The sequence below is a fragment of the Paraburkholderia terricola genome, assembly GCF_900142195.1.
Classification (GTDB): Bacteria; Pseudomonadota; Gammaproteobacteria; order Burkholderiales; family Burkholderiaceae; genus Paraburkholderia; species Paraburkholderia terricola.
In genome coordinates, this window is sequence record NZ_FRAB01000007.1 from 117726 (window position 1) to 141383 (window position 23658).

Sequence of the window (23658 nt, forward strand, 5' to 3'; positions counted from 1 at the left end):
GCGCTGCGGCTGCAACGGTGACTGTGACTGCTACCGTGCTGAAGCGCCGGCGCGGCAGCACTGTCCGACGAAACCGCCACAATGAACCGCGGCAACGAAACGCCGCCGCGAATCGCCAAAACAACCGCCACAAGAACCGCCACCCCGAACCGCGCCCCCCCCAGCCAACGCAGCGCCTCCCCCCTCACCCGAACACCCGCTTCCACAGCGCCAGCACCGCCTTCCGTTCGGCGGCAACCAACGCCGGATCGACCCGCGCCTTCTCCATCCCGTCCAGCCGCAGCTTGTGCTGCAACTTGCGGTAAGTGCGATAAGCCGCGCCGACCGTCTCCGCTTCCGCCTCGCTCATCAAGCCGAGGCCCGACACTTCGCGCAGCAGCGCGATGTTGCCGGTATTGCGGATCAGCGCGGGATCGCTCGCCGCGTGCAACAGCACCCAGTACTGCACGGCGAATTCGATATCGACCATGCCGCCCCGGTCGTGCTTCAGATCGAACAGCGGCGTAGGGTTCGGATGCCCCGCCTCGACGCGCTCACGCATCTCCACGATCTCGTTCGCGAGCGGCGCGGCTTCGCGCTGCGTCGTGAGCACCTGTTCGCGGATCGCCTCGAACTTCGCGCCGATCTCGGCATCGCCCGCGCAGTACCGCGCGCGGCTCAATGCCTGGTGCTCCCAGACCCAGGCGGTATTCGCCGCGTCGCCCTCGCGCAGCTGGTAGCGGCGGAACGCGTCCAGATCGGTAACGAGCAGACCCGACTCGCCGTTCGGCCGCAAGCGCAAGTCGACGTCGAATAGCGTGCCGGCGCCGGTCGCGGTCGTGAGCCATGTGATGAGGCGGCGGGTATAGGTGGAATAGACGTCGGCCGCGGCATCGTCGGGATCGTCGTAAAGGAAGATCACGTCGAGGTCGGACGCGTAGCCCAGTTCCTTGCCGCCCAGCTTGCCGTAGGCGATCACCGCGAAGCGCGGCGCCTCGCGGTGGCGTTTGGGCAACTGCTTCCAGACCGCTTCGAGCGTGACGTCGAGCACCGCGTCGGCGAGTTCGGACAGGCGGTCGCTCACATGCTCGACGCTCAGCTTGCCCGCGAGGTCGATCAGCAGGATACGAAACACCTCGGCCTGGTGAGCGTGGCGCAACAGATCCATCTGCTGCTCGACGCCGTCGGCGGCGGCGAGGCGCACGCGCAGCGAGCGCTTGAACTCGGGCCAGTCGAACGGACTGTTGATCGCCTCGTCGTCCAGCAGTTCGTCGAGCAACTGGGGATGCCGGATCAGGTAGCCCGCGGCCCAGCGCGAGGCGCCCAGCACCGACAGCACCTGATGCAGCGCTTGCGGATATTCGGTTAGCAACGCCAGATACGCGCCGCGCCGGCCCACCGCCTCGAGCAGATCGAACAGGCGCGCCACCGTGTCGCCGCGCCGCTCGGGCGGCTCCAGCGTGCGAGCGGCATCGAGCGCGCGCTGCGCGACGATGTCGAAGCGTTGCCGGCTGCGCTCGGCCAGCCCCGCGTAACGCGACGACTGCCACACCCCGCGCAGCCGCGCGAGCAATTCGCCCGGCTCGGCAACGCCGAGTTCGGTGAGGCGCGCCCGCAGGGCATCTTCCGCGCTGTCGTCGGCGAGCGCGCTGCTCCACACCCATGCGGCGGCGCCGTCTTCGGGTGCGCCGCAGCCGTCGCGGCCGCTCACCTTGTCGGCGAAAATCTGGTCGAACTGCTGCTCGACGAATTCGCGGTGCGCGTCGAGCTTCGTCATCAGCGCGGCATAACTATCGCAACCCATCGCGCGAGCGAGCGCCACGCGCTCCTCGGCGTCGACCGGCATCGCGTGGGTCTGCGCATCGTTGCGGTACTGGAGCCGATGCTCGAGCTCGCGCAGGAAGCGATAGGCCTGCGAGAGCTTCACGCAGACCGCCGAGTCGATCAGCCCATGCGTGGCCGCATAGCGCAAGACGGCAAGCGTCGGCCGCACCCGGAAACCGGCGTCCTGGCCGCCGCGAATCAACTGAAACACCTGCGCGCTGAATTCGATCTCGCGGATGCCGCCGCGCCCGAGCTTGATGTCGTCGGCCTTGTCCGGCCGCATCGACGCGCGGCGCTGCGCCTCCTGGCGAATCTGCAGATGCAGCGCGCGAATCGCGCTGATCACGCCGAAGTCGAGATAGCGCCGATAGACGAACGGCGTGACGATCGCGTCGAGCTGCTTCTGCAATCGCCGCGCCGCGTCGCTCGCGCCTTCGGACACGAGCCGGCCCTTGATCCACGCATAGCGCTCCCACTCGCGGCCCTGCACGTAGAAATACTCTTCGAGCATGCCGAGACTGGAGACGAGCGGCCCCGAGTCGCCGTTCGGCCGCAAGCGCATGTCGACGCGGAACACATAACCATCCGCGGTGACTTCGGCGAGTGCGCCGATCAGGCGCTTGCCGAGGCGCGTGAAAAAATCCTGAGTGGCGATCGGCGCGCGCTGGCCGCCCGCGGTCTCGCCGTCCTCTTCGTAGACGAAGATCAGATCGATGTCCGACGACACATTCAACTCGCGCCCGCCGAGCTTGCCCATGCCCACGACGCCGAGCGCAAGCCGCTCGCCTTGCGGTCCGCGCGGCTCGCCGTACAACGTTTCCAGTTCGGCGGACAACACCGCGAGCGCGCGCTGGATCGTCGTCTCCGCCAGATCGGTCATTGCCCCTGTGACTTCGGCGACGTCCGCCTCGCCGGTCAGATCGCGCTCCATCACGGCGCAGAACACCTCGGTGCGCAACTGCCGCAAGGCCCGCTTGAGCGCGTCCTCGCTCAACGGAGCGCCGCTCGCGCCGGCGGCTTCGGCGCACAGCGCGTCAAAGCGCGCGTCGATGCGCTCACGGGTCAGCGGCATGGCGGCAAGCGCCGCCACGTGCGCCGCGTGTCGCGGACGGGCCGCCACCGCGCGCGCCGCGTAATGCGAATAGTTGGAACTCAGTAGTGTGGCGTCAGTCATCAAGGATCTGGCTCGCTCGTTGCTTGATTAGCGTGGTTCAGTTCATCGCGGCACACGGTTCCGGCGTCCTTGCGAACGTCGCGAGGCGCATGCAGACTGGCTTTGCAGGAAGTACTGCCGACGCTTGCCCGTGTGTTACATTTCGTCGTTAATTCGCAAAACTACCATACGCCCACCCGCCGCAGCATGCCCGAGCGAAACGAATCCGCCGACCCGCACGAAACCGGGCAGGTCCGGCCTGCGAGCGGAAGCGATCACGTCGTGCTGCGCCGGACCTTGCATGTCGTCCTTGCGCTCGCCCTCGTTCTCTACTTCATTGCGACGGGTCTCTTCCTCGGTTTGCGCTATGTGGTGTTGCCGCGTGCCGATTCGTTCCGGCCGCGCATCGAAGCCACCGTCTCCGAGAAGCTGCATGCGCAGTTCACCATCGGCAAGCTCGCGCCTTTCTGGAGCGGCTTTCAGCCCGGCCTCGACATCACCGATCTCGTCATTCGCGACCGCGACGGCAAACCGGCGCTGACGATTCCGCACGCCACCGCCACGCTCTCGTGGAAGTCGCTCTGGCAGTTTCGTCCGGCGCTCTCCAGCCTGATCGTCGACAAGCCGGACGTATTGGTCTCGCGCGCCGGCGACGGCGTGCTGTCGGTGGCGGGCGTGCCCGTGCCGACCCGGCATAGCGGCAACGCCACGTTGACGACCTGGCTACTGCGGCAACAGGCGATCGTCGTGCGCGGCGGCGTGCTGCGCTGGCGCGATGCCCAGCGCGACGCACCGGAACTCGCGCTGCGCGACATCCGCATCGCGATTCTCAACGACGGCTACGATCACCGGCTGGCGTTGCAGGCTCCCGCCGACGGCCAGCTCCTGCGCGGCCCGATCGACTTCCGCACGAACTTCAAACACGCGCGTCTCTCCGAGATCGGCGCGCCCGTCAACTGGAAGGGCCAGGTGTATGTCTCGACGGGCCCGGTCGATCTGCCGATGCTCGCGCGCTATGTCAAATTCCCGATCGAGACGTTTGCCGGCCGCATCGACAACGCGATCTGGGCCGACTTCGCCGACGGCCGCATGAAGGCGGCGAGCGGGCAGTTGGCCGGCACGGACGTCGCCCTGCGGGTGCGTCCCACACAGCCCAAGCTGCTGCTGCCGGTCGCTCATTTTTCATGGCGCCTCGAAGCCGACCAGGGCGACTACCAGCTGCAATTGAACGACCTGCACGCCGAGCTCGGCCAGCCGCCGCTCGACGACGGCACCTCGCTCACCCGCATCCTCGCGCTGTCGACGTTGAGCGGACGCTTTCGCACCGCCACGCAGCAGCGCGGCCAGTTGCTCAGCGTGAGCGGCGACCGCGTCGACCTGGGCATCCTCGCCGAATTCAGCCGCGCGCTGCCGCTGCCGCGGCGCCTGCTGAACGGTCTCGTGCGCTTCAATCCGCGCGGGCTGGTCGCCAATTATGTGATCGAGGTCGAGCGCGGCAAACCCGAATCCGGCGAGGCGGGCAGCGACCATCTCGCGAGCGGGACCGAGCCGATCGAACGCTATCGTTTCAAGGGCGACCTGCAAGGCATCAGCGTGGCCGCGCAGGAACCGCCGCCGGGGCTCACGCTGCGCAATCACCCGCGCGCGGGCATACCGGGCATCGAAAACCTGTGGGGCAGCGTCGATGCGGACGAAAAGCGCGGCACCGCGATACTCGACACATCCAACGTCGCGATCACGCTGCCGGGCGTGTTCGACGATCCGCGCCTGAAGTTCGACCGTCTGCAAGGCCGCGCCGACTGGACCATCACGCCGAAGGCGCCCGGCGAAAACCACCCGGCCTTTGCCGTGAAGGTGGCCCATCTCAGCGTCGCCAATGCGGACGTCGCGGCCAGCGCCACCGCCGACTACAGCAACCCCGGCCACGGCCGCGGCGCACTCGACCTGAAAGCCGACTTCGAGCGCGCGCAGGTGACGCGCATCGTCCGCTATCTCCCGACCAGCATCAGCGAGAAGCTGCGCATTTATCTCGGCCATGGGCTGCAAGCGGGCGTATCGAAGGGCGCGACCATCGAGGTGCACGGCGATCTGACCAGGTTCCCCTACTCGCGCGACCCGGAGGCCGGCATCTTTCATATCGTCGCGCCGTTCAAGGGCGGCAAGTTCGATCCCTCGCCGTACCCGCCGCGCACGATGAAAAACGGCACGCCGAACGTGTGGCCGCCGCTCGACGGCATCGACGGCGTGTTCGAGTTGAGCCAGAACATGTTGCGCTTCGACATCGACCGCGCGCATTACAAGCAGGTCGCGCTGATGGGCGTCAACGGCAAGATCGACGATCTCGGCACCAAGGCGTCGAACCTGGTCATTCAGGGCGACGGCCGCGGGCCGCTCGCCGACATGCTCGACTACGTCAACGAAAGCTCGCTCGGCATCATGGCGAAGCACGAAACCGAGAAAGTGCGCGCCGAAGGGCCGGCGTCGCTCGCGCTCAAGCTGACGGTGCCGCGCACGCCGAAGCCGCATATCGCCGTGGAAGGCGCGGTCGGTTTCCAGAACAACCGGCTGACGGTCGAAAACGTGCCGCCGCTGTCGCGACTGAACGGCAAGGTGCGCTTCACCGAATATACGGCTCAGGCGGATCGGCTCTCCGGCCAGTTCCTCGGCGGCGACGTGCATGCGAGCGGCGGGCTGAAAAAGGACGGCACCTATGCGCTCGACCTCGGCGGCCACATTGCCGTCGATGCGGCGCGCGATCTGAATCTGCATGGTCCGGCCGCCGAGGTGCTCGCGCGCATGAGCGGCAGCGCGCCGTATGCGCTGACCGTGCGCGGCGCGAAAGGCCGGTTGCCGGACGTGACGGCGAACTCCGACCTCACCGGTCTCGCGCTCGACTTCCCCGCGCCGTTCAACAAGCCGGTCGGCACGCCGATGCCGTTGCGCTTTGCCGTCAGGCCGTCGGCGGCGCCGGGCGAGACCGGCCTGGAACGCGCCGATCTCACGTTCGGCCCGGTCGCCGCCGCCTACCTGCTGGGCTACCAGCCGAAGGCGGCGCCCACCGTCGTGCGCGGCGCGATCGGCGTCAACAAGCCTGCGGAGTTGCCGTCCGAAGGCGTGATCGCGGCCGTCGACGTCGAGGCATTCGACGCCGACGCCTGGCGCGCGCTCGTGGCGCAGATGCGCAACAAGGAAGCACCGGCCGCCGCGCCGCCGGCCGCGCCGAACCCGATCCTCACGCAGTTCCTGCCCAACCGCTTCGCGCTGCACATCGGCACGCTGACGCTGCTCAAGCGCCACTGGGACAGCGTGATCGTCGGCGCGTCGCATGCGGACGGCAAATGGCAGGCCAACATCGCGTCGAATCAGGTATCCGGCCACGTGTCGTGGCTGCCGGGCCCCAGCAAGGAATCGCCGGGCACGCTGCAGGCGCGCTTCGCGCGCGTGGTGATTCCTTCGGTCGCCGACAAGGACCTGCTCGGCCAGGCGATCTCCGCTCCCGCGCAGAACATGCCGTCGATCGATCTGGTGGTCAACGAGTTGATCTTCCGCGATCGCAACGTCGGCCGTCTCGAAGTGAACGCGCACAACTTCGACGAGGACGGCGTGCCGGTCTGGCAACTCGACAAGCTCGGCATCACCAACGCCGCCGCCACGCTGACCGCCACCGCGAACTGGCGCACCTCGACGGGCCTCGGCAGCGCCGCCGACGAAACGACGCCGCGCCGCACGGTGTTCGATTTCAAGCTCGACATCAAGGACGCGGGCGCGCTGCTCGAACGCTTCGGCCAGCCGCGCACGCTGAAGTCGGGCAGCGGTTCGCTCTCCGGCAAGATGGTGTGGCGCGGCGGCCCGACCGCCATCGACTATCCGACGCTCAACGGCAACCTGGCCGTCGATCTGCGCCACGGGCAGATTCTCAAGGTCGACCCGGGCGTCGCCAAGCTGCTGGGCGTGCTGAGTCTGCAAAGCCTCGCGCGCTTCGCCACGCTGAATTTCCGCGACGTGATCGGCGAAGGTCTGCCGTTCGAACACGTGACCGGGACCGCCCAGGTCCGCAACGGCATTGGCCGCACGGAGAACTTCGAGATGGTGACGGCGCCGGCTCGCGTCGACATGAAGGGCTCGGTCGATCTCGCCCAGGAGACGCAGAATCTGCACGTCCAGATCGTGCCGACGGTCAGCGCCGGCGCCGCCGTGATCGCCGCGACCGTGATCAATCCGCTGCTCGGCCTGGGCGCGCTGGTGGCCGATCTCGCGTTCAGCCAGTCGATCTCGCACGCGTTTTCGCGGGAGTACGCGATCACCGGTTCGTGGTCGAAACCGCACATCGAGCGGGTGAAGGGCGATCGCGGTAAGATGGACGCTCCGGCTTCGGCCGTGCAAGCGCATTGAGCTTTATTCGACCCCTCGTTCGGCCGAAAAAACCAGGCGCCGCGCCGCCCGGCCGCAGCCAGCCTTGAACGACGTCCGCGGCCCGAGCGATTCGCGCCGCCGCCTTGCCGGGAGTTTCTCGAAACGCTCATGAGCGAAACACACGTCTCTTCATTGCCGTCGTCCAGCGGATCTTCCGCAAGCGTCTTTCGCGTCGCCGCGCTGCAAATGGTGAGCACGCCCGAGCGCGAGCGCAATCTGGCCGAAGCGGACCGGTTGATCGCCGAGGCCGCCGCCGACGGCGCGCAGCTCGTCCTGCTCCCCGAATACTTCTGCTTCATGGGCTTCAAGGACACGGACAAGCTCGCCGTGCGCGAAGCCTATCAGGACGGTCCGGTCCAGCGCTTTCTCGCCGACGCCGCGCGCCGTCACCAGCTCTGGGTGATCGGCGGCACGCTGCCGCTGATGGCACCCGAAGCGTCGCGCGTGCTGAACACCACGCTGGTGTTCGATCCGCAAGGCAACGAAGCCGCCCGCTACGACAAGATCCATCTGTTCAACTTCGAAAAAGGCGAGGAATCGTTCGACGAGGCGCGCACCATCTGTCCCGGCGGCGAGGTCCGCACCTTCGAGGCGCCGTTCGGCCGGGTCGGCCTGTCGGTCTGCTACGATTTGCGCTTTCCCGAGCTGTACCGCCGCATGGGCGATTGCGCGCTGATCGTGGTGCCGTCCGCGTTCACTTACACCACCGGCCGCGCGCACTGGGAGATGCTGCTGCGCGCCCGGGCGGTCGAGAACCAGTGCTACGTGCTGGCCGCCGCGCAAGGCGGCAAACATGAAAACGGCCGCCGTACCTGGGGCCACAGCATGCTGATCGACCCGTGGGGCGAAATCGTCGCGGTGCGCGACGAGGGCGCGGGCGTGGTCGCCGGCGATCTCGAGCGTGCGCGCATCGACGAAGTGCGGCAAAGCTTGCCCGCCTGGCGTCACCGCGTGCTGAGTTGACTCACTGACCTGACGCATCAAGACGTTGAAACTGCGGCGCCTGCCACTCATATAGCGAGCGTGGCGCTAACCGAATCCTTCGTATCGAGCAGAACATACTTCGCATGAACATCATCGAACCCGGTATCCGTAATCTCGCCACCGCCAAGGACATCCTCCTGACGCCCTACGGCCTCGACGAGTCCCTGCTCACCCGCACGCTCGCCGAAATCTTCACGCACAAGATCGACTACGCCGACCTGTACTTCCAGGCCACGCGCAGCGAAGCGTGGAGTCTCGAAGAGGGCATCGTGAAGTCGGGCAGTTTCAGCATCGACCAGGGCGTCGGCGTGCGCGCCGTGTCGGGCGATCGCACGGCTTTCGCCTATTCGGACGACCTCTCGCCCGAAGCGATCCGCCAGGCGGCCATCGCCACACGCGCAATCGCCAAGGCCGGCGGCGGCAAGCAGAAGATCAAGGTGGCGTCGTCGCTGACGGGCATCGCCGGCCGCGACCTGTATCTGCCGTCCGACCCGCTTCATTCGCTCGACGCCACCGCCAAGGTCAAGCTGCTCGAGCGCGTCGAACAGATGGCGCGCGGTCGCGATCCGCGTATTCAGCAAGTCATGGCGGGCCTTGCCGGTGAATACGACGTCGTGCTGGTCGCGCGCAGCGACGGCGGCTTCGCGGCCGACATCCGTCCGCTGGTGCGCGTGTCGGTCACGGTGATCGCCGAACAGAACGGCCGCCGCGAAATCGGCAGCGGCGGCGGCGGCGGCCGCTTCGACTACGGCTATTTCACCGACGAAGTGCTGTCGGGCTATGTCGACGACGCGGTGCACGCAGCGCTCGTGAACCTCGACGCCCGCCCGGCCCCGGCCGGCGCGATGACCGTGGTGCTCGGACCGGGCTGGCCCGGCGTGCTGCTGCACGAGGCGATCGGCCACGGGCTGGAGGGCGACTTCAACCGCAAGGGTTCGTCGGCGTTCGCGGGGCGGATCGGCGAACAGGTTGCGGCCAAGGGCGTCACGGTGGTCGACGACGGCACGCTGCCGAACCGCCGCGGCTCGCTCAATATCGACGACGAGGGCAATCCGACGCAATGCACGACGCTGATCGAGGACGGCATCCTGAAAGGCTACATTCAGGACACGCTGAACGCGCGTCTGATGAAAATGCCGGTCACGGGCAACGCGCGCCGCGAATCGTACGCCGCGCTGCCGATGCCGCGCATGACCAACACGTACATGCTCAACGGCGACAAGGACCCGCGGGAAATCATCGCCTCCGTGAAAAACGGTTTGTACGCGGTGAACTTCGGCGGCGGCCAGGTCGACATCACCAACGGCAAGTTCGTGTTCTCGGCCTCCGAGGCGTACATGATCGAAAACGGCAAGGTCACTTACCCGGTCAAGGGCGCGACGCTGATCGGCAGCGGCCCCGAGTCGCTCAAATACGTCAGCATGATCGGCAACGACATGAAGCTCGATTCGGGCGTGGGCGTGTGCGGCAAGGAAGGCCAAAGCGTGCCGGTCGGCGTCGGCCAGCCGACGCTGCGCATCGACCGCATGACCGTCGGCGGCACCGCCTGAATCCAGATAAAACGCATACTTCGTGCATAAAATGCGCGAAGTATGCGGAATTTCCGCATTTTTACGCCTTCCGGCTTGCCAGTCGAGCCTGTAGGGGTTATAAAGTCACTCACCCTTTTTGACCAGCGACCTCATTTCGCCATGTCCGCCAAGTTTTACTTTTACTTTTTTTGGCATCTCAGACCGCTGGCGGATCGAGAGGGGTGTTAGTGCACGCAAGACACCGAGAATTCCCGAAAAACCGCCAGCGAGTCTGGCGGTTTTTTTTCGCCCCATGCCGTTAGAACTTTTGTCGTTGCGACTTTTTTGATTGTCGTCCGCGCGTGCATCGCTGCTCATTGCCGCAGCCCTCGTTACCCGCGCGAACACGCTACGAACCGATTCAGGAGAACAACATGCCCCCGCACAACACCGACGATGTCCGCATTCGCGAATTGAAAGAACTCACGCCCCCCGCTCATCTGATCCGCGAATTCGCTTGCGATGAAACGGTGTCCGACGTCATCTACAACTCGCGCAACGCGATGCATCGCATTCTGCACGGCATGGAAGACCGCCTGATCGTCGTCATCGGACCGTGCTCGATTCACGATACGAAGGCGGCGCTCGAATACGCGGGACGTCTCGTCGAACAGCGCAAGCGCTTCGCCGGCGAGCTCGAAATCGTGATGCGCGTGTACTTCGAAAAGCCGCGCACGACCGTGGGCTGGAAGGGTCTCATCAACGACCCGCACATGGACAACAGCTTCAAGATCAACGACGGTCTGCGCACCGCGCGCGAACTGCTGTTGCGCATCAACGAACTCGGTCTGCCGGCCGGCACCGAATACCTCGACATGATCAGCCCGCAATATATCGCGGATCTGATCTCGTGGGGCGCGATCGGCGCGCGGACCACCGAGTCGCAGGTGCACCGTGAACTCGCTTCGGGACTGTCGTGCCCGGTCGGCTTCAAGAACGGCACCGACGGCAACGTGAAGATCGCCGTCGACGCGATCAAGGCCGCCTCGCAGCCGCACCATTTCCTGTCGGTCACGAAGGGCGGCCACTCGGCGATCGTCTCGACCGCCGGCAACGAGGACTGCCACATCATCCTGCGCGGCGGCAAGACGCCGAACTACGACGCGGACAGCGTCAATGCCGCGTGCGCCGACATCGGCAAGGCCGGTCTCGCCGCGCGCCTGATGATCGACGCGAGCCACGCGAACAGCTCGAAGAAGCACGAGAATCAGATTCCGGTGTGCGTGGACATCGGCCGGCAAATCGCTTCGGGTGACGAACGGATCGTCGGCGTGATGGTGGAATCGCACCTCGTGGCGGGCCGCCAGGATCTGCAGGAAGGCTGCCAGTTGACGTACGGACAAAGCATTACCGATGCATGCATCGGCTGGGACGAAAGCGTAGCCGTGCTGGAAGGTCTCGCCGACGCGGTCAAGCAACGGCGTATTGCGCGCGGCAGCGGCAACTGAGAAAACCCGCTCGATCGCTGCAAGTTAGTTTAGAAAGCCCGGCTCAATCGAGCCGGGCTTTTTTTTTAGCCGAACGGACGAATGGTGCGCCGCCTGCCGCCTCTGTACCGTAACAACGCGTTGCCGGGCTCGCCGCCGGGTCGAAATTGACTTGACCGGGCCGAGGTGTTGTGTATACAATTTTGTACATGAAAGGCGGCTATGGAGCAGGAAAAAGAAATTCGCTGGATGGGCTCCAGCTACCGCGATTTACTCGCTTTTCCCGAAGAGCCGCGTCGGCGGGCAGGGTTTCAATTGGGCAAGATCCAGGCAGGGCTCGACCCTGACGACTGGAAGCCATTTGATTCGATCGGCGCAGGAACCCGCGAGATTCGCATCAAGGAAGCGGACGGCATCTATCGCGTCATGTATGTGACCAAGTTCGTGGAAGCGCTCTATGTGTTGCATTGCTTCCAGAAGAAAACGCAGAAGCTGAGTCCGCACGATAAACAGATTGCCGAGACGCGTTATCGCGCCATCATGACTGAGAGGAAAATTTGAAAATGACGATCGATGCCAAAGTCCGTCACGTAACAAAGCCCGGTGCCAATCTGTTCCTCGAACTCGGCTTCTCCGCCGAAGAGGCGAAGCGCCTGCACGCGGCATCGCAGAAACAGATCAACGACACGCGGCTGCTCAAGGAGCAGTTGATGACCGAGCTCTCAAGCTGGATCGAACAGCATCATTTGAAGCAGGCCGAGGCCGCCGAGATTCTGATGGTGTCGCGCCCGCGTGTGTCCGACGTGGTGAACAAGAAGACCACCAAGTTCACCATCGACACGCTCGTTGAAATGATGAGCCGGATCGGCAAGCCAGTCACGCTGGCGGTCGGGTAAGAGCATGGCAAGCTGCGCGGCGGGCTTTCGCCCGGAGCGGTTTGCCATGCGTCTTGCCTTACTGAACGGCGCCTGAACCGAACACTTCGGTGTGGATTCGCGCAGCGTCCACGCCGAGCGCGGCCAGCGCATCGCACTGCGCGCGCATGAATGGCAGCGGCCCGCAGATGTAGTAATCCGCATCGGGCACGATCACCTTGTCGGCGATTTTCGTCACGTCGAGACGGCCTTCGAAATCGTAGTCGACGCCGAGGCGGTCGGTTGCTTCAACAGCTTCATAGAACACTGCCCGGGTCACGTTCGGGTGCGCTGTAACCGTATCGTTAAGCCACTGACGGAATGCGTGTACCCGGCCATTGCGGCACGCATGCACGAAGGTCACGCTACGCTCGCTCTTCTCGGCCAACAACGTGGACAGCATCGAGGTCATCGGCGTCACGCCCACGCCGCCGCTCATCAGCACCACCGGGGTCGTCTTCTTGCGGTCGAGCGTGAAGTCGCCCATCGGCGCGCTCACATGCACCACCTCGCCCACTTCCACGCCGTCGTGCATCAGGTTCGATACATGGCCCGGCGCCGTGTCCTCGCGGCCGGCTTCGCGCTTCACCGAAATGCGCAGCCACTTGCCGTTGGGCGCGTCCGACAAACTGTATTGCCGCGGCTGGTCAACACCCAGTTCATCGACAAAGCGCTTCACGCTCAGATATTGACCGGGTTCGAAACCGCAGGCCGGCGAGCCGTCGGCGGGAGTCAGATAGAACGACGTGATCTCGTCGCTCTCCACTTCCTTGCGGGCGACCTTGAACGGCCGGAAGCCGGTCCACGCGGCGCCGTCGTACAGCTTCGCCTCGGTGCCGATGAAGATATTGGCCAACTGCCCGTACGCGGCTTGCCATGCACTGAGCGTTTCCTGATCGACCGCGTCGCCGAGCACATCGACGATCGCGCCGAGCAGGTGGCGGCCCACGATCGGGTACTGCTCCGGGCGGATATTCAGGCTGGCGTGCTTATGCGCGATCCGCGAGACCGTCGGGCCGAGGGCGCCGAGATTGTCGATATTGGCTGCATACGCATACACCGCTTTCGCCAGCGTTTCCGGCTGATTGCCGCTCTTCTGGTGGGTCTGGTTGAACACGTTCTTCAACTCGGGGTGGTGCGCGAACATGCGCTTGTAAAAGTGCTTGGTGATGATGGTGCCGTGTTCGGCGAGCACGGGAACAGTGGCTTTGACGCGGGCGATCTGGTCAGCGGTGAGCGTGGTCATCAGGCTTTCTCCTAAAGATGCGCGTAGAATACCTCTTTAAGAAAAGACTTGCCCGGACAGATTGTCACAGGGCCACCAATGCGCCTATCCGGCCCCGCGGTCGTGCTGCCACAGTACGTCCGCGCCGCCGTCCGCGCGATTCAGCACGCGCGCCAGCACAAACAGCAGATCGGACAAGCGGTTCACATACTGGCGCGGCGCCGGATTGATCGCTTCGATTTCGCCCAGCGCGACGATCGCCCGCTCCGCGCGCCGGCACACCGTGCGGCACACGTGCGCGAGCGCGGCCGCGCGCGAGCCCGCCGGCAGAATGAATTCCTTCAATGGCGGCAGCGTCGCGTTGTAGTCGGCGAGCCAATCGTCGAGCTGGCCGAGATGTTGGTCGGTGATCATGGTGTGGCCGGGGATGCAAAGCTCGCCGCCCAGATCGAACAGATCGTGCTGAATCGCGACGAGCGCCGCTCGCACTTCGTCCGGCAGTGTCTCGCACAGCAGCACACCGAGGTTCGAATTGAGTTCGTCGACGTCGCCGATCGCCGCGATCCGCGCGCAGTCCTTGCGCACGCGGCGGCCGTCGCCGAGACCGGTGGTGCCGTCGTCGCCGGTGCGGGTGGCGATCTTGCCCAAGCGGTTGCCCATGATGTCTCCGTGCATTTAGTAACGATGCGTCCGCGCGGCGCCGGCCATTCCATCCGGCGCATCGGCCACCCGGCCGGATAAGCCAGCGGACAAGCCACCGCGTTTATCCATATTGCGCGCATCGCGAGGTCGCCGCCATTATAGAAGCGCAAGCCGGTCCCGACGCCGGCCAGAAGGCGATCGGCGTAAAATGAAACGCCTGCTGCAAACCAGCTCTGCCACCATATATCAGGAGACATGCGTGAACCATCCCGAGCCATCGGCTCCGTTGCGCCGGCCGTTTCCCGCTGAGTTGCTGAGCGCGCTGAACGCCGCTTTCGGCGAACGCGTGTCGATTGCCGAAGCCGTGCGCGCCCATCATGGCCGCGATGAATCACCCTTCGATCCCCAGTTGCCCGACGCCGTCGTATTCGCGCGCACGACCGAGGAAGTGCAGACCATCGTCAAGCTATGCGCGCAGCATGACGTGCCGATCATCCCCTACGGTAACGGCTCCTCGCTCGAAGGGCACCTGCTGGCGGTGCAAGGCGGCGTGTCGATCGACTTGTCGGAAATGAACCGCGTGCTGTCGATCAACGCGGAAGACCTCACCGTCACCGTCGAGCCCGGCATCTCGCGCAAGCAACTGAACGAAGCGCTGCGCGACACAGGGCTGTTTTTCCCCATCGACCCCGGCGCGGACGCGAGCATCGGCGGCATGTCGGCCACGCGCGCCTCGGGCACCAACGCCGTGCGCTACGGCACGATGCGCGAGAACGTGCTCGGGCTGACCGTGGTGCTGGCCGACGGCCGCGTGATCAAGACCGGCACGCGGGCGCGCAAGTCGGCGGCCGGATACGACCTCACGCGTCTGTTCGTGGGCTCGGAAGGCACGCTCGGCGTGATCACCGAAATCACCGTGCGTCTCTATCCGCTGCCGGAAGCGGTGTCCGCCGCGGTATGCGCATTCCCGTCGATGGGCGACGCGGTGCGCGCGGTCATCGAAACGATCCAGATCGGCGTGCCGATCGCGCGCGTCGAGTTCGTCGACTCGCTCGCGATCCGCTCGATCAATCGCCATTCGAATCTGACGCTGCGCGAGGCGCCCACGCTGTTCTTCGAATTCCACGGCACCGAGGCCGGCGTCAAGGAGCAAGCCGAGCTGGTGCAGGAAATCGCCGCGCAGAATGCCGGCGAGGGTTTCGAATGGGCGACCCGGCCGGAAGACCGCAGCCGCCTGTGGAACGCGCGCCACAACGCTTATTTCGCGATGCTGCAACTGAAGCCCGGTTGCCGCGCGGTCACGACCGACGTCTGCGTGCCGATCTCGCGCCTCGCCGAATGCGTGGTGGAGACGGAGCAGGATCTGAAGGCGTCGCCGCTGCCGTGCCCGATCGTCGGCCATGTCGGCGACGGCAACTTCCACGTGGCGATCCTGATCGATCCGGAAAAGCCCGAAGAACTCGTCGAAGCGGAGCGTCTGAACCAGCGCATCGTGCAACGCGCGCTGCGCATGGACGGCACCTGCACGGGCGAGCATGGCGTCGGCCTGCACAAGATGGGCTTCCTGCTCGAGGAACACGGCGAAGTCGCGGTGGATACCATGCGCTCGATCAAACACGCGCTCGATCCGCGCAATCTCATGAACCCCGGCAAGATCTTTTCCTGGGCGGCTTGAGGCATTTCCAGGCGCGGCAGCGGCGCCGCCGCCGCATCGAACCCGACGAGCACGCCGGGTGAGCGACACGAGGAGACAACCCACATGAACGCACCCGCTGAACTGACGGCCGACGTACTCGCCCAGCGCCAGCGCGAAGTCGTGCAGGCGCTGATGGCCGTGTTGCCGACCCACTGTCTGCTATATCGCGAGGAAGACACCGTCGCCTACGACTGCGACGGGCTTGCCGCCTACCGGCGTCTGCCGCTGGCGGTCGCGTTGCCGGAGACGGAATCGCAGGTGCAGCGCATCGTGCAGATCTGCCACCGCCTCGACGTGCCGATCGTGCCGCGCGGCGCGGGCACCGGTTTGTCCGGCGGGGCGATGCCGATTCGCCACGGCGTGGTGGTGTCGCTCGCGCGCTTTCGCAAGATCGTCGAGGTCGACTCCTACGCGCGTACCGCCACGGTCCAGCCGGGCGTGCGCAATCTGTCGATTTCCGAGGCCGCCGCGCCCTATGGCTTGTACTACGCGCCGGATCCGTCGTCGCAGATCGCCTGCACGATCGGCGGCAACGTCTCCGAGAATTCCGGCGGCGTGCACTGCCTCAAGTACGGCCTCACGGTGCACAACGTGCTGCGCGTTCGCGCCGTGACGATGGAAGGCGAGATCGTCGAATTCGGCTCGCTCGGACCTGACGCGCCCGGCCTCGATCTGCTCGCGGTGTTGATCGGCAGCGAAGGCATGTTCGCGATCGTCACCGAGGTCACCGTCAAGCTGATCCCGAAGCCGCAAACGGCGCAGGTCATCATGGCCAGTTTCGACGACGTGGTGAAAGGCGGCGACGCGGTGGCCGGCATCATCGCCGCGGGCATCATCCCGGCGGGCCTGGAAATGATGGACAAACCGGCCACGCGCGCGGTGGAGGAATTCGTCCATGCCGGCTACGACCTGGACGCAGCCGCGATCCTGCTCTGCGAATCGGACGGCACGCCCGAAGAAGTCGCCGACGAAATCGTGCGCATGACGGCGGTGCTGCGTGAACAGGGCGCCACCCGCATCCAGATTTCCCGCTCGGAGAACGAGCGGCTGCGCTTCTGGTCCGGGCGCAAGAATGCGTTTCCGGCCGCGGGCCGCATTTCACCGGACTACTACTGCATGGACGGCACGGTGCCGCGCCGCAGTATCGGCCCGCTGCTCGCGCGCATCGAAGCGATGGAGAAGAAGTACGGCCTGCGCTGCATCAACGTGTTTCACGCCGGCGACGGCAACATGCATCCGCTGATCCTGTTCAACGGCAACGACCGGGACGAGTGGCACCGCGCGGAAGCGTTCGGTAGCGACATCCTCGAAACCTGCGTCGAACTCGGCGGCACGATAACGGGCGAACACGGCGTCGGCATCGAGAAAATCAACTCGATGTGCGTGCAGTTCTCGCCCGAGGAGCGCGACACGTTCCACGCGGTCAAGCGCGCCTTCGACGCGCCGGGCCTGCTCAACCCCGACAAGGGCATTCCCACCCGAGCGCGCTGCGCCGAATACGGCAAGATGCACGTGCGCGGCGGCTTGCTGCCGCATCCCGACATTCCGCGGTTTTAACTCATGAGTTTCCGCTCACCCATGGCGAACTGACGCAGCGCGCATAGCCCGCTCTGACGGGGCTTTCCGGCGTTCACCCTGATTACCCGATGCGGGTCCGCTCCGGGTTGTCAGCGCGCTCCCGGCCGGTACAATCAAACGAAACACAATGAAGCAGGACACCATGGAAGAGGACGACATCGTCGCCGTTTGGTCCGAACGCGTGCGTTCGGCCAGCGCCGCGGGACGCGCGTTGCGCATCCGTGGCGGCGGCACGAAGGACTGGTACGGTCAGGCGCTGGAAGGTGAGATCCTCGACACGCGCGCCTATCGCGGCATCATCGCGTACGATCCGGCCGAACTGGTCATCACCGCGCGCGCGGGCACGCCTTTGCTGGAGCTCGAGGCGGCGCTCGCCGAACACCATCAGATGCTCGCGTTCGAGCCGCCGCACTTCGGGCCGCAGGCCACCTTCGGCGGCTGCATCGCGGCGGGCATCGCCGGTCCGCGCCGCCCGGCTGCGGGCGCGGCGCGCGACTTCGTGCTCGGCGCCGTCGTCATGAACGGCCAGGGGCAGACGCTGCGTTTCGGCGGGCAAGTGGTGAAGAACGTCGCCGGTTACGACGTCTCGCGCCTGATGGCGGGCTCGCTCGGCACGCTGGGGCTGATCCTCGAATTGTCCGTCAAGGTGTTGCCGCTGCCGCAGGCCGAAACGACCCTCAAGTTCGATATGAACGGCACCGACGCGGTCCGCAAGCTCAACGAATGGGGCGGCCGGCCGCTGCCGATCACCGCGAGCGCATGGCGTCACGGCACCTTGGCCGTGCGGCTGGCCGGCGCGGAAAGCGCCGTCAAGACAGCGCGCACGACGCTCGGCGGCGAAGTCGTCGATGCGGTCGAGGCGGAACGCTTCTGGGCGGGCCTGCGCGAACAGACCGACCTGTTTTTCTCGGCGATTCCGCCGAAAGCCGCGCTGTGGCGCCTCGCGCTGCCGTCGATCACCGAGCCCATGCAGTTGCCGGGCGCGCAGTTGATGGAATGGGGCGGCGCCCAGCGCTGGTGGATCACCGACACCGACGCGCAGACCGTGCGCATCAGCGCCAAGCAGGCGGGCGGCCACGCCACCATTTTCCGCACCGGCCACGGCTACGACCGCAGCACCGGCGTGTTCACGCCGCTGCCCGCGCCGCTGATGAAAATCCATCGCGGCCTGAAAGCGGCCTTCGATCCAGCCCGCATCTTCAATCGCGGCCGTCTCTACCCCGACTTCTAAGCGACGCGATGCAAACCAACCTCGCGGACTTCATTCGCAATACGCCCGACGGCGACGAAGCCGACGCCATCCTGCGCAATTGCGTGCACTGCGGTTTCTGCACGGCTACCTGCCCGACCTATCAGTTGCTGGGCGACGAACTCGACGGCCCGCGCGGACGCATTTATCTGATCAAGCAGATGGTCGAGGGCGCGCCGGTCACGCGCAGCACGCAGGTTCATCTGGACCGCTGCCTCACTTGCCGAAACTGCGAAACCACGTGCCCGTCGGGCGTGCAATACGGCCGGCTGGTGGAAATCGGCCGCAAGCTCACCGAGGAAAAAGTCACGCGACCGTTCGGTCAGCGGGTGGTGCGGCGGTTCCTCGCGAGCTTCGTGCCGAACAGCGCGCTGTTTACGCCGGCCATGCGGCTCGGTCAGCATGTCCGCCCGCTGCTGCCGAAGAAGCTGCGCGACAAGGTGCCCGCGCGGCAGCGTCCGCTCGAATGGCCGAGCGCGAAACATTCGCGCAAGATGCTGATGCTGGCGGGCTGCGTGCAACCGTCGATGATGCCGAACGTCAATACGGCGACCGCGCGGGTGCTCGACGCGCTCGGCATCGAGACCGTGGTCGCGCCCGAGGCCGGCTGCTGCGGCGCGATCCGCCTGCATCTCGGCTACAACGACGAAGCGCTCGACGATCTGCGTGCGAACATCGACGCATGGTGGCCCCACGTTGAAAACGGCGTGGAAGCGATCGTGATGAACGCGTCCGGTTGCGGCGCGACGGTCAAGGAATACGCGCACCTGTTGCGCCACGATCCGGCCTACGCGGAGAAGGCGCGCCGCATCGTCGAACTGACGCGCGACATCGCGGAGATCTTGCCGGAGTTCGAGGAAAGCCTGATCGCGGCCACGAGGCGCCGCTCGGTTCACACGGTGGCGTTTCATCCGCCCTGCACGTTGCAGCACGGTCAGCAGGTGCGCGGCAAGGTCGAGCATCTGCTGACGGCGCTCGGCGTCGAAGTGCGTCTTCCCACGGATAGCCACTTGTGCTGCGGCTCGGCCGGCACTTACTCGCTCACGCAGCCCAAGCTCTCGTATGCGTTGCGCGACCAGAAGCTCGAGCGGCTCCATGCGCAGGAACCGCAGGTGATCGTGTCGTCGAACGTCGGCTGCATCGCGCATCTGCAAAGCGGCACGTCCACGCCGGTCGCGCACTGGATCGAACTGGTCGAGCACATGCTGTCCGTATAATCCGGTCATCGCCCTCCGGATCCGTTCCATGTCCGATCTGATTCACCACGTCGAAGCGGTGCGGCAGCGCATCGCGGCCGCCGCGCACGCGGCCGGACGCGACGCGCGCACCATCGACCTGCTCGCGGTTTCCAAGACCTTTCCCGCCGAAGACGTGCGCGCCGCCTACGACGCGGGCCAGCGCGCGTTCGGCGAGAACTACGTGCAGGAAGCCATTGCGAAGATCGAAGCGCTGGCCGATTTGCGCGCCGCGCTCGAATGGCATTTCATCGGACCGTTGCAATCGAACAAGACGCGGCCGGTCGCCGAGCATTTCGACTGGGTGCATTCGGTCGACCGCTTGAAGATCGCACAACGCTTGTCGGAGCAGCGGCCGGACAATCTGCCGCCGCTGAACGTGTGCTTGCAAGTCAACATCAGCGGCGAGGCGTCGAAAAGCGGCGTGAGCATGGCCGAGGCGGTGGAAGTCGCGCAGGCGATCGCCGCGCTGCCGAAGCTGCGTTTGCGCGGCTTGATGGCGATTCCGGAACCGGCTGGCGGCATCGACGAGCAACGTGTGCCGCATCGCCGCTTGCGCGAACTGTTCGAGCGTCTGCGCGAGAACGGTCTGCCGCTCGATACGCTTTCGATGGGCATGTCGAGCGACCTGGAGGCGGCCGTGCTGGAAGGCGCGACGATCGTGCGCGTCGGCACCGCGATCTTCGGCGCGCGGGATTACTCTCACTGACCCTTGCCTTGTTCGAGCCCAGGCGAGCTCTCAACGGAACTTCTTTCGGACCATCATGAAAATTGCTTTTATCGGCGGCGGCAACATGGCTGCGGCGTTGATCGGCGGCCTCATCAAACGTGGCGTCGCGCCCGCCGATCTCTACGCGATCGATCCCAACGAGGACGCGCGCAAGCGCAACGAGCAGCAGTTCGGCATCCGGACCGGCGCCGCGGCGGACGCCGCGCTCGCGTCGTATGACGCCGTCGTGCTGGCGGTGAAGCCGCAGATCCTGAAGAGCGTCGCCGAGGCGCTGGCGCCGCACTTGAACGCGTCGCAACTGGCGATCAGCATCGTCGCCGGGATTCGCATGGACGATATGTCGCGCTGGCTCAACGGTCACAGCCGCATCGTGCGCGTGATGCCGAACACGCCGGCGCTGATCGGCATGGGCGTGGCCGGTCTCACCGCCACGCGCAGCGTCGACGAAGCGGGCCGCGCATTGGCGTCGCAGGTGCTCGGCGCGGTGGGCGAAACCGTCTGGTTCGACGACGAAGCGAAGATCGACGCGGTCACCGCCATCTCGGGTAGCGGCCCGGCCTACGTGTTCTATTTCATCGAAGCATTGCAGGAAGCCGCGCGCCAGCTCGGCATGAACGAAGCGCAAGGCCGCGCGCTGGCGGTGGCGACCTTCACCGGCGCGGCGCAACTCGCCGCGAACTCGGACGAGCCGCCGTCCGTGCTGCGCGAACGTGTGACGTCGAAGGGCGGCACCACCGCAGCCGCGCTGGCGTCGTTCGACGCGAGCGGCATCAAGGATGCAATCGTGCGCGGTGTGCTGGCCGCCGATGCGCGTGCCAAGGAAATGGGCGACGAGTTCGGCAAGCAGTAAGCGCGTTCAGTGCGCTCGACGCGTTAAGCGCGGATCGGGCAGTCAATCAGGAAAAGTGCGCCGCGGGACGCGGCGCCTCGAAAATAGCTGACGAATTCGGCCGGCAATCAGAGCGGTTAGCGCGGTCGTCGCGCTCCGCGCCGACGAGCAGTTAGAACAGAAGTGGATTCGAACCGAGGCGGCGTGCGCGGCACAAAGGCAACGCGAACACAGCCCTGAAAAACTAGAACGAAGCCGCCGCGTAATGCGCGGCGATGCCGGCAAACAGCGCGCCGCCCAGCCAGTTGTTATGCCGGAACGCCGCGAAGCAGGCCATCCGCTCGCGCTTGCGGATCAGCGTGTAGTGATAGATCGCGCAGCCCGCCGCCGCAGCCCATCCCAGCCAGTACAGCACGCCGAAACCGAGCAGCACGCCGATGCCGACGTAAATCCCCAGCGTTGCCGCATAGCACAGCATGATCGCGGCCACGTCGAAGCGCCCGAAGGTCAGCGCCGAGGTGCGGATGCCGATCTTGATGTCGTCGTCGCGATCGACCATCGCGTATTCGGTGTCGTACGCGACCGACCAGAACACGTTGGCCAACAGCATCACCCAGGCGAGCATCGGCACGTGGTCCTGAATCGCGGCGAACGCCATCGGAATGCCGAAGCCGAACGCGATGCCGAGGTATGCCTGCGGAATCGCGAAGAAACGCTTCGTGAACGGATACGAACCGGCGACGAACAACGCGGCGACGGACAGTTCCTTGGTCAGCGTATTGAGCGGCAGGATCAGCAGAAAGGCCAGCAGGGACAGGCCCGCCGCGAGCGCCACCGCTTCCCATGCCTTGATCTTGCCCGAGGTGATCGGACGGTTTTCGGTGCGCTTCACGTAGCGGTCGAAATCGCGATCCGCATAGTCGTTTATTGCGCAGCCGGCCGAGCGCATCAGCACCGTGCCCACCGTGAAGATCACCAGCAGCGGCCACGACGGATGACCGTCGGAGGCGATCCACAGCGCGTTGAGCGTGGGCCACAGCAGCAGCAGGCTGCCGATCGGCTTGTCCATGCGCACGAGGCGCAAATACAGGGGAAGTCGGGCGAACATGGCGGATTCGGTGGAATGCGGAGATGTGCGGCTATTTTACGGGATGCGGGCTGCGTGGAGCTTCGGGCAGGACGACGGTCACGCGCTCGGCGCCGACGCAAGAGCAAACGCCAGCGTCGAAGCCGAAATCCGCCCCGTAAAAAACAAAAGCCTCCCGTAAAGGGAGGCTCCGTCTGGATTCATCACACACGCCGAAGCGCCGGTCGATGAATCCGCACGCCGATGCTCAAGCGGATCAACCGCTCAAGCCAGCATCGAACGCAGCATCCACGCGGTTTTCTCATGCGTTTGCATGCGTTGCGTCAGCAGGTCGGCGGTCGGCTCGTCGTTGGCGGCTTCCGTCGACGGAAAAATCGCGCGCGCGGTACGCACCACGGCTTCCTGACCTTCCACCAACTGGCGGATCATTTCCTCGGCAGCCGGCACGCCGTCCGCTTCGGGAATCGACGACAGCTTGGCGAAATCCTTGTAGCTGCCCGGCGCGTGCACACCCAGCGCGCGAATACGTTCGGCGATCGAATCCACCGCCAGCGCCAACTCGTTGTACTGCGTTTCGAACATCAGGTGCAGCGTGTTGAACATCGGACCCGTGACGTTCCAGTGAAAGTTGTGGGTCTTCAGATACAGCGTGTAGGTGTCGGCGAGCAGATGCGACAAACCTTCCGCGATCTTCTTGCGATCCTTGTCGCTGATCCCGATGTTGACATGCTGTACGGCTTCTTTCTTGGCCATGACGACTCCTTTGAAGAGTGATACGAACCGGTCGGCAAACTAACGGTTTGCGAATGACAAACCGGAAACATCGAACGCTCGACAGTTTATCTTAGAAAGGTGCCGCGTTCGTGTGACGCGTGGTCACTTGCCGCCCTTGCGGCAAGCGCTTGAATCAGCCGCCTAACGCGTGCCGAAGCGCTTGCGCGACGATCACCGCCAGTCCGCTCGTGAAGATCGCGAAACCCACGGTCTTGCGCGCCATCCATGCCTGCCGCTGTTGCGCGCCGCGCGTCGACGGCGTGCCGCCGATGGTCGCCATCATCATCTGGATCATGATCGTGCTTCCTCGATTCGTCTCAATACCGGCGGGGCGCCGACGCGCCCCGC

Annotated in this window: 19 protein-coding genes; 12 read left to right on the plus strand and 7 right to left on the minus strand. The window is 65.5% G+C overall.

Features of this window, described 5'->3' with window-relative positions:
• Window positions 1-184: 184 nt before the first annotated feature.
• Window positions 185-2977: a bifunctional [glutamate--ammonia ligase]-adenylyl-L-tyrosine phosphorylase/[glutamate--ammonia-ligase] adenylyltransferase gene (gene glnE, locus BUE39_RS08525; protein ID WP_073428210.1), complete on the minus strand. Its 2793-nt coding sequence runs from the start codon at window positions 2975-2977 to the stop codon at window positions 185-187.
• Between the two features lie 186 nt (window positions 2978-3163).
• Here glnE and BUE39_RS08530 point away from each other — a divergent pair, with 186 nt between their 5' ends.
• From BUE39_RS08530 to tldD, 3 genes are all read left to right on the plus strand, one after another.
• The gene (locus BUE39_RS08530; RefSeq protein ID WP_073428211.1) at window positions 3164-7348 is read left to right on the plus strand and encodes a YhdP family protein; all 4185 of its coding nucleotides are present in this window, start codon (window positions 3164-3166) and stop codon (window positions 7346-7348) included.
• 129 nt (window positions 7349-7477) lie between these two features.
• A complete protein-coding gene (locus BUE39_RS08535) occupies window positions 7478-8332 on the plus strand; it encodes a carbon-nitrogen hydrolase family protein (RefSeq protein ID WP_073428212.1) in 855 nt (284 codons plus the stop codon).
• Window positions 8333-8436: 104 nt separating this feature from the next.
• Window positions 8437-9903, plus strand: coding sequence for a metalloprotease TldD (gene tldD, locus BUE39_RS08540; RefSeq protein WP_073428213.1), 1467 nt, complete (start codon window positions 8437-8439; stop codon window positions 9901-9903).
• A gap of 105 nt (window positions 9904-10008) precedes the next feature.
• Here tldD and BUE39_RS34820 read toward each other — a convergent pair whose 3' ends face one another.
• The gene (locus BUE39_RS34820) at window positions 10009-10242 is read right to left on the minus strand and encodes a hypothetical protein (protein WP_159442548.1); all 234 of its coding nucleotides are present in this window, start codon (window positions 10240-10242) and stop codon (window positions 10009-10011) included.
• Between the two features lie 56 nt (window positions 10243-10298).
• On the opposite strand from BUE39_RS34820, the gene aroG reads away from it, so the two are divergent.
• The 3 genes from aroG to BUE39_RS08560 all read left to right on the plus strand — a co-directional run bounded on the left by aroG (window position 10299) and on the right by BUE39_RS08560 (window position 12247).
• Window positions 10299-11372, plus strand: coding sequence for a 3-deoxy-7-phosphoheptulonate synthase AroG (gene aroG, locus BUE39_RS08550; RefSeq protein ID WP_073428214.1), 1074 nt, complete (start codon window positions 10299-10301; stop codon window positions 11370-11372).
• Between the two features lie 201 nt (window positions 11373-11573).
• Complete coding sequence (locus tag BUE39_RS08555; protein WP_073428215.1) at window positions 11574-11912, plus strand: type II toxin-antitoxin system RelE/ParE family toxin; 339 nt, start codon at window positions 11574-11576, stop codon at window positions 11910-11912.
• Window positions 11913-11914: 2 nt separating this feature from the next.
• Window positions 11915-12247, plus strand: coding sequence for a helix-turn-helix domain-containing protein (locus BUE39_RS08560; RefSeq protein WP_073428216.1), 333 nt, complete (start codon window positions 11915-11917; stop codon window positions 12245-12247).
• Between the two features lie 58 nt (window positions 12248-12305).
• Here the strand turns inward: BUE39_RS08560 and hmpA are convergent, their stop codons facing one another.
• On the minus strand, window positions 12306-13511 hold the full coding sequence (hmpA, locus tag BUE39_RS08565; protein ID WP_073428217.1) for an NO-inducible flavohemoprotein: 1206 nt from the start codon (window positions 13509-13511) through the stop codon (window positions 12306-12308).
• An 84-nt stretch (window positions 13512-13595) separates the two neighbouring features.
• Window positions 13596-14150, minus strand: coding sequence for a cob(I)yrinic acid a,c-diamide adenosyltransferase (locus BUE39_RS08570; RefSeq protein WP_073428218.1), 555 nt, complete (start codon window positions 14148-14150; stop codon window positions 13596-13598).
• Window positions 14151-14391: 241 nt separating this feature from the next.
• Between BUE39_RS08570 and BUE39_RS08575 the strand changes: the two genes are divergently transcribed.
• The 6 genes from BUE39_RS08575 (at window position 14392) to proC (ending at window position 21470) form a co-directional block, all read left to right on the plus strand.
• Complete coding sequence (locus BUE39_RS08575) at window positions 14392-15807, plus strand: FAD-linked oxidase C-terminal domain-containing protein (protein ID WP_073428301.1); 1416 nt, start codon at window positions 14392-14394, stop codon at window positions 15805-15807.
• An 84-nt stretch (window positions 15808-15891) separates the two neighbouring features.
• Window positions 15892-17385 (plus strand): FAD-linked oxidase C-terminal domain-containing protein, encoded by a 1494-nt coding sequence (locus BUE39_RS08580; protein WP_073428219.1) that lies wholly within the window; start codon window positions 15892-15894, stop codon window positions 17383-17385.
• 163 nt (window positions 17386-17548) lie between these two features.
• Window positions 17549-18637 carry a glycolate oxidase subunit GlcE gene (gene glcE, locus BUE39_RS08585; protein WP_073428302.1) on the plus strand — a complete coding sequence of 363 codons (1089 nt, stop codon included), beginning with the start codon at window positions 17549-17551 and terminating at the stop codon, window positions 18635-18637.
• An 8-nt stretch (window positions 18638-18645) separates the two neighbouring features.
• Window positions 18646-19872, plus strand: a complete 1227-nt coding sequence (gene glcF / locus BUE39_RS08590; protein WP_073428220.1) for a glycolate oxidase subunit GlcF — start codon at window positions 18646-18648, stop codon at window positions 19870-19872.
• A gap of 28 nt (window positions 19873-19900) precedes the next feature.
• Window positions 19901-20599 carry a YggS family pyridoxal phosphate-dependent enzyme gene (locus BUE39_RS08595; RefSeq protein WP_073428221.1) on the plus strand — a complete coding sequence of 233 codons (699 nt, stop codon included), beginning with the start codon at window positions 19901-19903 and terminating at the stop codon, window positions 20597-20599.
• A 55-nt stretch (window positions 20600-20654) separates the two neighbouring features.
• A complete protein-coding gene (proC, locus tag BUE39_RS08600; RefSeq protein ID WP_073428222.1) occupies window positions 20655-21470 on the plus strand; it encodes a pyrroline-5-carboxylate reductase in 816 nt (271 codons plus the stop codon).
• 223 nt (window positions 21471-21693) lie between these two features.
• On the opposite strand, the gene ubiA is transcribed toward proC, so the two are convergent.
• The 3 genes from ubiA to BUE39_RS35135 form a co-directional block, all read right to left on the minus strand.
• Window positions 21694-22557, minus strand: coding sequence for a 4-hydroxybenzoate octaprenyltransferase (ubiA, locus tag BUE39_RS08605; protein ID WP_073428223.1), 864 nt, complete (start codon window positions 22555-22557; stop codon window positions 21694-21696).
• A gap of 243 nt (window positions 22558-22800) precedes the next feature.
• Entirely contained in the window at window positions 22801-23289 is a 489-nt protein-coding gene (locus BUE39_RS08610) for a Dps family protein (protein ID WP_073428224.1), read from the minus strand.
• A 154-nt stretch (window positions 23290-23443) separates the two neighbouring features.
• Window positions 23444-23605 (minus strand): hypothetical protein, encoded by a 162-nt coding sequence (locus BUE39_RS35135; RefSeq protein WP_167363275.1) that lies wholly within the window; start codon window positions 23603-23605, stop codon window positions 23444-23446.
• Between the last annotated feature and the right edge of the window lie 53 nt (window positions 23606-23658).

Bases quoted from the DNA above. Each gene is read 5' to 3' on its own strand.
- hmpA (WP_073428217.1), bottom strand. From the start codon at position 13,511: ATGACCACGCTCACCGCTGACCAGATCGCCCGCGTCAAAGCCACTGTT.
- BUE39_RS35135 (WP_167363275.1), bottom strand. From the start codon at position 23,605: ATGATCCAGATGATGATGGCGACCATCGGCGGCACGCCGTCGACGCGC.
- proC (WP_073428222.1), top strand. From the start codon at position 20,655: ATGAAAATTGCTTTTATCGGCGGCGGCAACATGGCTGCGGCGTTGATC.
- tldD (WP_073428213.1), top strand. From the start codon at position 8,437: ATGAACATCATCGAACCCGGTATCCGTAATCTCGCCACCGCCAAGGAC.
- BUE39_RS08595 (WP_073428221.1), top strand. From the start codon at position 19,901: ATGTCCGATCTGATTCACCACGTCGAAGCGGTGCGGCAGCGCATCGCG.
- glcF (WP_073428220.1), top strand. From the start codon at position 18,646: ATGCAAACCAACCTCGCGGACTTCATTCGCAATACGCCCGACGGCGAC.
- BUE39_RS08555 (WP_073428215.1), top strand. From the start codon at position 11,574: ATGGAGCAGGAAAAAGAAATTCGCTGGATGGGCTCCAGCTACCGCGAT.
- BUE39_RS08570 (WP_073428218.1), bottom strand. From the start codon at position 14,150: ATGGGCAACCGCTTGGGCAAGATCGCCACCCGCACCGGCGACGACGGC.
- BUE39_RS34820 (WP_159442548.1), bottom strand. From the start codon at position 10,242: ATGAGCAGCGATGCACGCGCGGACGACAATCAAAAAAGTCGCAACGAC.
- aroG (WP_073428214.1), top strand. From the start codon at position 10,299: ATGCCCCCGCACAACACCGACGATGTCCGCATTCGCGAATTGAAAGAA.
- BUE39_RS08580 (WP_073428219.1), top strand. From the start codon at position 15,892: ATGAACGCACCCGCTGAACTGACGGCCGACGTACTCGCCCAGCGCCAG.
- BUE39_RS08610 (WP_073428224.1), bottom strand. From the start codon at position 23,289: ATGGCCAAGAAAGAAGCCGTACAGCATGTCAACATCGGGATCAGCGAC.
- glcE (WP_073428302.1), top strand. From the start codon at position 17,549: ATGGAAGAGGACGACATCGTCGCCGTTTGGTCCGAACGCGTGCGTTCG.
- BUE39_RS08560 (WP_073428216.1), top strand. From the start codon at position 11,915: ATGACGATCGATGCCAAAGTCCGTCACGTAACAAAGCCCGGTGCCAAT.
- ubiA (WP_073428223.1), bottom strand. From the start codon at position 22,557: ATGTTCGCCCGACTTCCCCTGTATTTGCGCCTCGTGCGCATGGACAAG.
- BUE39_RS08535 (WP_073428212.1), top strand. From the start codon at position 7,478: ATGAGCGAAACACACGTCTCTTCATTGCCGTCGTCCAGCGGATCTTCC.
- BUE39_RS08530 (WP_073428211.1), top strand. From the start codon at position 3,164: ATGCCCGAGCGAAACGAATCCGCCGACCCGCACGAAACCGGGCAGGTC.
- glnE (WP_073428210.1), bottom strand. From the start codon at position 2,977: ATGACTGACGCCACACTACTGAGTTCCAACTATTCGCATTACGCGGCG.